Genomic DNA, 6,143 nt, shown 5'->3' with positions numbered 1-6,143 from the left:
CGCAGGCGCGAGGTGTTCTCGAGCTGCCCGGTGGCGCGCTGGAAGCGCAGGTTGAAGCGCTCCTTCTTCAGGTTCAGGATGGCGTCATCCTGCTGGTCGGGGCTCATCGCGCGGATGTCTTCGATCTTCATCTGGGCCATGGCCATTACTCCGCAATGCGCTCGACGAAGCGCGTCTTGATCGGCAGCTTGGCGGCCGCCAGCGTCAGCGCCTCACGCGCCGTCTGGGTGTTGACGCCGTCGATCTCGAACAGCACCCTGCCCGGCTTGACGCGCGCGACCCACAATTCCGGCGAGCCCTTGCCGGAGCCCATGCGGACTTCGGCCGGCTTCTTCGACACCGGAACGTCCGGGAACACGCGGATCCAGACGCGGCCGGCGCGCTTCATGTGACGGGTCAGCGCGCGGCGCGCGGCTTCGATCTGGCGCGCGGTGACGCGCTCAGGCTCGGTCGCCTTCAGGCCGAACTGGCCGAACGCCAACGTCGCGCCCGAAGACGCAACGCCGTGGATGCGGCCCTTATGCGCCTTCCGGAACTTCGTTTTCTTAGGTTGCATCATGGCTTTGAGCCCTCAAATTCCTGTGCGGCGTTAGGCTGCAGCCGTGTCGCGGCGCTGACGGCCACCACGATCGCCACTGCCACCCGTCTCGCCTTCGGCCATTCTCTTGTCCTGGGCCATCGGATCGTGCTCGAGGATCTCGCCCTTGAAGATCCAGACCTTGACGCCACAGGTGCCGAAGGTCGTGAACGCGGTCGCAACGCCGTAGTCGATATCCGCGCGCAGCGTGTGCAGCGGCACGCGGCCTTCGCGGTACCACTCCATGCGCGCGATTTCCGCACCGCCGAGGCGTCCTGAGCAGTTGATCCGGATGCCTTCCGCGCCGAGACGCATCGCCGACTGAACGGCGCGCTTCATGGCACGGCGGAACGCCACGCGGCGCTCGAGTTGCTGGGCGATCGACTCGGCCACCAGCGTCGCATCGAGCTCCGGCTTGCGGATCTCGACGATGTTGATGACGACGTCGGACGAGGTGATGTCCGCGACCTTCTTGCGCAGCTTGTCGATGTCGGCGCCCTTCTTGCCGATCACAACGCCCGGACGGGCCGAGTGGATGGTGACGCGGCACTTCTTGTGCGGACGCTCGATCACAATGCGGGCGACGGCAGCCTGCTTGAGCTCCTTGTGCAGGATCTCGCGGATCTTGACGTCCTCGTGCAGCAGCTTGCCGTATTCCTGCTTGCCGGCGAACCAGCGGGAATCCCAGGTCCGGTTGATGCCGAGGCGCAGACCGATCGGATTGATCTTTTGACCCATCGTGTTCTCCTGCGCCCTTAAGCGGCTTCAGCTTCGACCTGACGAACGATGATCGTCAGCTGCGAAAACGGTTTGTAGACACGGCCCGAGCGACCGCGACCGCGGGCGGCGAAGCGCTTCATCACGAGGCCGTTGCCGACGAAGGCCTGCGCAACGACGAGATCGTCGACGTCGAGGTCGTGGTTGTTCTCGGCGTTGGCGATAGCCGATTCCAGGCACTTCTTCACGTCGACCGCGATCCGCTTGCGCGAAAACTGCAGGTCGGCGAGCGCGGCAGACGCCTTCCGGCCGCGAATGAGCTGGGCGACCAGGTTGAGCTTCTGCGGGCTCACCCGCAGCATCCGGGCGACCGCCTTGGCCTCGTTCTCGGCGAGGCTCCGTTCGCGCTTTGGTTTGCTCATCGTTTAATCCTCAAGCCTTCTTGGCTTTCTTGTCGCCGGAGTGGCCATGGAAGGTCCGGGTCGGCGAAAACTCGCCGAACTTGTGGCCGACCATTTCCTCGTTGACGGCCACCGGCACGTGCTTTTGACCGTTGTAGACGCCGAAGGTCAGGCCGACGAACTGCGGCAGGATCGTCGAGCGACGGCTCCAGATCTTGATGACGTCGTGACGGCCGGACGCGCGCGCGGCATCTGCCTTCTTGAGCAGAGAACCCTCGACGAACGGGCCTTTCCAGACTGAACGAACCATGTCCGGCGTTCCTTACTTCTTCCGCTTGTGGCGGCTTAGGAGAATGAATTTGTTGGTCGACTTGTTGGTGCGGGTCTTCTTGCCCTTGGTCGGCTTACCCCACGGTGTGACCGGATGACGGCCGCCCGAGGTACGACCTTCACCACCGCCGTGCGGATGGTCGATCGGGTTCATCGAAACACCACGGTTATGCGGCTTGCGGCCAAGCCAACGGTTGCGGCCGGCCTTGCCGATCGAGGTGTTCATGTGATCCGGGTTCGACACCGCACCGATCGTGCCGCGGCAACGGCCGTGCACCAGGCGCTGCTCGCCCGAGTTCAGGCGGATGATGACGTAGTCCTGGTCGCGGCCGACGAGCTGGGCGTAGGTGCCGGCGGAACGGGCGAGCTGGCCGCCCTTCCCGATCTTGAGCTCGATGTTGTGGATGATCGTGCCAACCGGCATGTTGCCGAGCGGCATGACGTTGCCCGGCTTCACGTCGACGTAGTTGCCGGCGATGATGGTGTCACCCACGGCGAGGCGCTGCGGCGCCAGGATGTAGGCCTGCTCGCCATCCTGATACTTGATCAGCGCGATGAAGCCGCTGCGGTTCGGATCGTATTCCAGCCGCTCGACGGTCGCGGGAACGTCGATCTTCTCACGCTTGAAATCGACGGTGCGCAGCGTCCGCTTGTGACCGCCGCCACGGAAGCGCACGGTAATGCGACCGGTACTGTTGCGACCGCCCGAGGAGTGCTTGCCTTCGGTGAGCGCCTTGACCGGCTTGCCCTTGTACAGGGCCGAACGATCGACCATGACCAGCTGGCGCTGGCCCGGCGTCGTGGGATTGAATGTCTTCAGTGCCATCGTCGTACGACCTTACAGACCGGTGGTCACGTCGATCCGGTGTCCCTCTTCGAGGGTCACGATCGCGCGCTTGGAATTCGACTGCGAGCCGAGATTGCCGCGGAAGACTTTCGTCTTGCCCTTGCGGACCAGCGTGTTGACGCTCTTCACCTTGACGTCGAACAGCTTCTCGATCGCTTCCTTGATCTGCGGCTTGGTCGCCTTCGCGGCCACCTTGAACAGGACCTTGTTGTGCTCCGACGCGATCGTGGCCTTCTCGGTCACGACCGGCGACAGGATCACGTCGTAATGGCGAGGCTCGATGTTCTTCGTCATTTGAAGCGCGCCTCCAGCGCATCGATGGCGGCCTTGGTCAGAACGAGCTTCTGACGGCGCAGGATGTCATAGACGTTGATGCCCTGGATCGGCAGCACGTCCATGTTCGGGATGTTGCGGGCCGCGGCGGCAAAGCCGTTGTGGAGCTCGGCGCCGTCGATGATCAGCGCGTTGGTGAGCCCGAGACCGGAGAAGTGGCCGAGCAGCGCCTTGGTCTTGGCGGCCTCAAGCGCGGCCTTCTCAATCACGACGAGATCGCCGTCCTTGGCCTTGGCCGAGAGCGCATGCTTGAGGGCGAGCGCGCGGACCTTCTTCGGCAGGTCGGTGGCGTGCGAACGCACCACCGGACCGAAGGCACGGCCGCCGCCGCGGAACTGCGGCACGCGGGCCGAGCCGTGACGGGCACCGCCGGTGCCCTTCTGCTTGTACATCTTCTTGCCGGTGCGCCAGATCTCGGCGCGACCCTTGGCCTTGTGCGTGCCGGCCTGCCGCTTGTTGAGCTGCCACTGCACGCAGCGCGCGATGATGTCCTCGCGCGGCTCGAGGCCGAAAATGGCGTCGGACAGCTGGACGGAGCCCGCTTCCTTACCTTCGAGGGTGGTGACCTTCAATTCCATCTCACGCCTCCTGCGCAGCCGGAGCGGCTTCCGCATCGCCAGCGACCTTGAACTTGCCGGGCTTCGGAGCTTCCTTCGGCAGCGGCTTCTTGACGGCGTCGCGCACGCGGATCCAGCCGCCCTTGGAGCCGGGAACGGCGCCTTCGACGAGGATCAGGCCGCGCTCGACATCGGTCTGGACGACGCGAAGGTTGAGCGTGGTGATGCGGTCGACACCCATGTGGCCGGGCATCTTCTTGTTCTTCCAGGTCTTGCCGGGGTCCTGACGGCCACCGGTCGAACCGATCGAGCGGTGCGAGATCGACACACCGTGAGTGGCGCGCAGACCGCCAAAGTTCCAGCGCTTCATGCCGCCGGCGAAGCCCTTACCGACCGAGGTGCCGGTGACGTCGACGAACTGGCCGACGACGAAATGATCGGCCTGGATCTCGGCGCCAACCGGGATCATGGCGTCCGCGGTGACGCGGAATTCCTCGACCCGGCGCTTCGGCTCGACCTTGGCGACCGCGAACTGGCCGCGCTCGGCCTTGGGCATGTAAACGGTCTTGCGGCTGCCCGAACCGAGCTGGAGCGCGACGTAACCGTTCTTGTCTTCGGTGCGGTGGCCTACGACCTGGCAATTGCCGAGCTTCAGCACGGTCACGGGAATATGTTCGCCGGCCTCCGTGAAGACCCGCGTCATCCCGACCTTTTGTGCGATCACTCCGGAGCGCATCGGCTTGCTTCCTGTTCTTTCTGTCCTTGCGGACTAGCTAATCTTCGTAGTGAGCAAAGACCCGGTCCGAGAACCGGTGCCCACTTCGCGGGGTCTTGCTCAGAGCTTGATCTCGACGTCGACACCGGCGGCCAGGTCGAGCTTCATCAAAGCATCGACGGTCTGCGGGGTCGGATCGACGATGTCGAGCAGGCGCTTGTGAGTGCGCATCTCGAACTGTTCGCGGCTCTTCTTGTCGACGTGGGGCGAACGGTTGACGGTGAACTTCTCGATGCGGGTGGGCAGCGGGATGGGCCCGCGGACCTGCGCGCCGGTGCGCTTCGCCGTGTTCACGATCTCGCGGGTCGACGTATCGAGGATACGATGGTCGAACGCCTTGAGACGGATACGAATGTTTTGGCCGTTCATTGCCGTGCTTTCTTTGAGTAGAGTGGCGAGTAGCGAGTAGCGACTAGGAAATCCCTATTCGCCACTCACCATTCCCTATTCGCTTGTTACTCGATGATCGAGGCGACGACGCCGGCGCCGACGGTGCGGCCACCTTCGCGGATCGCGAAGCGGAGCTTCTCTTCCATCGCGATCGGCACGATCAGGTGCACTTCCATCGCGATGTTGTCGCCCGGCATCACCATCTCGGTGCCTTCCGGCAGGTGCACGACACCGGTCACGTCGGTGGTGCGGAAGTAGAACTGCGGACGGTAGTTGGTGAAGAACGGGGTGTGGCGGCCGCCCTCTTCCTTGGTGAGGATGTAGGCCTCAGCCTTGAACTTGGTGTGCGGCTTGACCGAACCCGGCTTGGCCAGAACCTGGCCGCGCTCGACGTCCTCGCGCTTGGTGCCGCGGAGCAGCGCGCCGATGTTGTCGCCGGCCTGACCCTGGTCGAGCAGCTTGCGGAACATTTCGACGCCGGTGACGGTGGTCTTCTGGGTGGCCCGGAGACCGACGATCTCGATTTCCTCGCCGACCTTGACGATGCCGCGCTCGACACGGCCGGTCACGACGGTGCCGCGGCCCGAGATCGAGAACACGTCTTCGACCGGCATCAGGAACGGCTGGTCGATCGGACGCTCCGGCTGCGGGATGTATTCGTCGACGTTGCGCATCAGCTCGAGGATGGCGTCGTGGCCGAGCTTCTTGTCGGAGTCTTCGAGAGCGGCCAGCGCCGAGCCCTTGATGATCGGGATCTTGTCGCCGGGGAATTCGTACTTCGAGAGCAGTTCGCGGACTTCGAGCTCGACGAGCTCGAGCAGCTCCGGATCGTCGACCATGTCGCACTTGTTGAGGAACACGACGAGCGCAGGCACGCCGACCTGGCGGGCGAGCAAGATGTGCTCGCGAGTCTGCGGCATCGGGCCGTCAGCGGCCGACACGACCAGGATCGCACCGTCCATCTGGGCGGCGCCGGTGATCATGTTCTTGACGTAGTCGGCGTGGCCGGGGCAGTCGACGTGGGCGTAGTGGCGGTTCTGCGTCTCGTACTCGACGTGCGCGGTCGAGATGGTGATGCCGCGGGCCTTCTCTTCCGGCGCCTTGTCGATCTGGTCGTACGCGGTGAACGTCGCACCGCCGGTCTCGGCGAGGATCTTGGTGATCGCCGCGGTCAGCGACGTCTTGCCATGGTCGACGTGACCGATGGTGCCGATGT

At 64.3% G+C, this 6,143-nt stretch carries 11 protein-coding genes; all 11 read right to left on the bottom strand.

Annotation, left to right across the window (positions count from 1 at the left end; translation table 11 throughout):
- Positions 1-140 (bottom strand): 50S ribosomal protein L29 (rpmC, locus tag JHD07_RS30300; RefSeq protein ID WP_291628810.1); only part of this gene is annotated, 140 nt, incomplete at its 3' end.
- Positions 141-145: 5 nt separating this feature from the next.
- Complete coding sequence (gene rplP / locus JHD07_RS30295) at positions 146-559, bottom strand: 50S ribosomal protein L16 (RefSeq protein WP_008136349.1); 414 nt, start codon at positions 557-559, stop codon at positions 146-148.
- 30 nt (positions 560-589) lie between these two features.
- Complete coding sequence (gene rpsC, locus JHD07_RS30290) at positions 590-1,315, bottom strand: 30S ribosomal protein S3 (RefSeq protein WP_014494500.1); 726 nt, start codon at positions 1,313-1,315, stop codon at positions 590-592.
- A 17-nt stretch (positions 1,316-1,332) separates the two neighbouring features.
- Entirely contained in the window at positions 1,333-1,716 is a 384-nt protein-coding gene (gene rplV, locus JHD07_RS30285; RefSeq protein WP_131867589.1) for a 50S ribosomal protein L22, read from the bottom strand.
- Positions 1,717-1,726: 10 nt separating this feature from the next.
- On the bottom strand, positions 1,727-2,005 hold the full coding sequence (rpsS, locus tag JHD07_RS30280) for a 30S ribosomal protein S19 (protein ID WP_008136357.1): 279 nt from the start codon (positions 2,003-2,005) through the stop codon (positions 1,727-1,729).
- 12 nt (positions 2,006-2,017) lie between these two features.
- Positions 2,018-2,851 (bottom strand): 50S ribosomal protein L2, encoded by an 834-nt coding sequence (gene rplB, locus JHD07_RS30275; protein WP_091957434.1) that lies wholly within the window; start codon positions 2,849-2,851, stop codon positions 2,018-2,020.
- A 12-nt stretch (positions 2,852-2,863) separates the two neighbouring features.
- Positions 2,864-3,166, bottom strand: a complete 303-nt coding sequence (locus JHD07_RS30270; protein WP_008136362.1) for a 50S ribosomal protein L23 — start codon at positions 3,164-3,166, stop codon at positions 2,864-2,866.
- Positions 3,163-3,783, bottom strand: a complete 621-nt coding sequence (gene rplD, locus JHD07_RS30265) for a 50S ribosomal protein L4 (RefSeq protein ID WP_291628806.1) — start codon at positions 3,781-3,783, stop codon at positions 3,163-3,165. Before rplD ends, JHD07_RS30270 begins: the two co-directional genes overlap by 4 nt.
- Before the next feature lies 1 nt (position 3,784).
- Positions 3,785-4,498: a 50S ribosomal protein L3 gene (gene rplC / locus JHD07_RS30260; protein ID WP_291628804.1), complete on the bottom strand. Its 714-nt coding sequence runs from the start codon at positions 4,496-4,498 to the stop codon at positions 3,785-3,787.
- Between the two features lie 99 nt (positions 4,499-4,597).
- Positions 4,598-4,906, bottom strand: coding sequence for a 30S ribosomal protein S10 (gene rpsJ / locus JHD07_RS30255; RefSeq protein WP_002712302.1), 309 nt, complete (start codon positions 4,904-4,906; stop codon positions 4,598-4,600).
- An 86-nt stretch (positions 4,907-4,992) separates the two neighbouring features.
- Positions 4,993-6,141: an elongation factor Tu gene (tuf, locus tag JHD07_RS30250; protein WP_291628802.1), complete on the bottom strand. Its 1,149-nt coding sequence runs from the start codon at positions 6,139-6,141 to the stop codon at positions 4,993-4,995.
- Positions 6,142-6,143 lie beyond the last annotated feature (2 nt).

This window comes from Bradyrhizobium sp. (assembly GCF_016462955.1).
GTDB lineage: Bacteria > Pseudomonadota > Alphaproteobacteria > Rhizobiales > Xanthobacteraceae > Bradyrhizobium.
The sequence above is the reverse complement of the archived record's forward strand: the minus strand, read 5'-3'. Positions and strand labels throughout refer to the sequence as shown.

What these genes read in the sequence shown, in the direction of transcription:
- rplD (WP_291628806.1), bottom strand. Translation starts at nt 3,783, where the DNA reads ATGGAATTGAAGGTCACCACCCTCGAAGGTAAGGAAGCGGGCTCCGTC.
- rpsS (WP_008136357.1), bottom strand. Translation starts at nt 2,005, where the DNA reads ATGGTTCGTTCAGTCTGGAAAGGCCCGTTCGTCGAGGGTTCTCTGCTC.
- rplP (WP_008136349.1), bottom strand. Translation starts at nt 559, where the DNA reads ATGATGCAACCTAAGAAAACGAAGTTCCGGAAGGCGCATAAGGGCCGC.
- JHD07_RS30270 (WP_008136362.1), bottom strand. Translation starts at nt 3,166, where the DNA reads ATGACGAAGAACATCGAGCCTCGCCATTACGACGTGATCCTGTCGCCG.
- rplB (WP_091957434.1), bottom strand. Translation starts at nt 2,851, where the DNA reads ATGGCACTGAAGACATTCAATCCCACGACGCCGGGCCAGCGCCAGCTG.
- rplC (WP_291628804.1), bottom strand. Translation starts at nt 4,498, where the DNA reads ATGCGCTCCGGAGTGATCGCACAAAAGGTCGGGATGACGCGGGTCTTC.
- rpsC (WP_014494500.1), bottom strand. Translation starts at nt 1,315, where the DNA reads ATGGGTCAAAAGATCAATCCGATCGGTCTGCGCCTCGGCATCAACCGG.
- rpsJ (WP_002712302.1), bottom strand. Translation starts at nt 4,906, where the DNA reads ATGAACGGCCAAAACATTCGTATCCGTCTCAAGGCGTTCGACCATCGT.
- rplV (WP_131867589.1), bottom strand. Translation starts at nt 1,716, where the DNA reads ATGAGCAAACCAAAGCGCGAACGGAGCCTCGCCGAGAACGAGGCCAAG.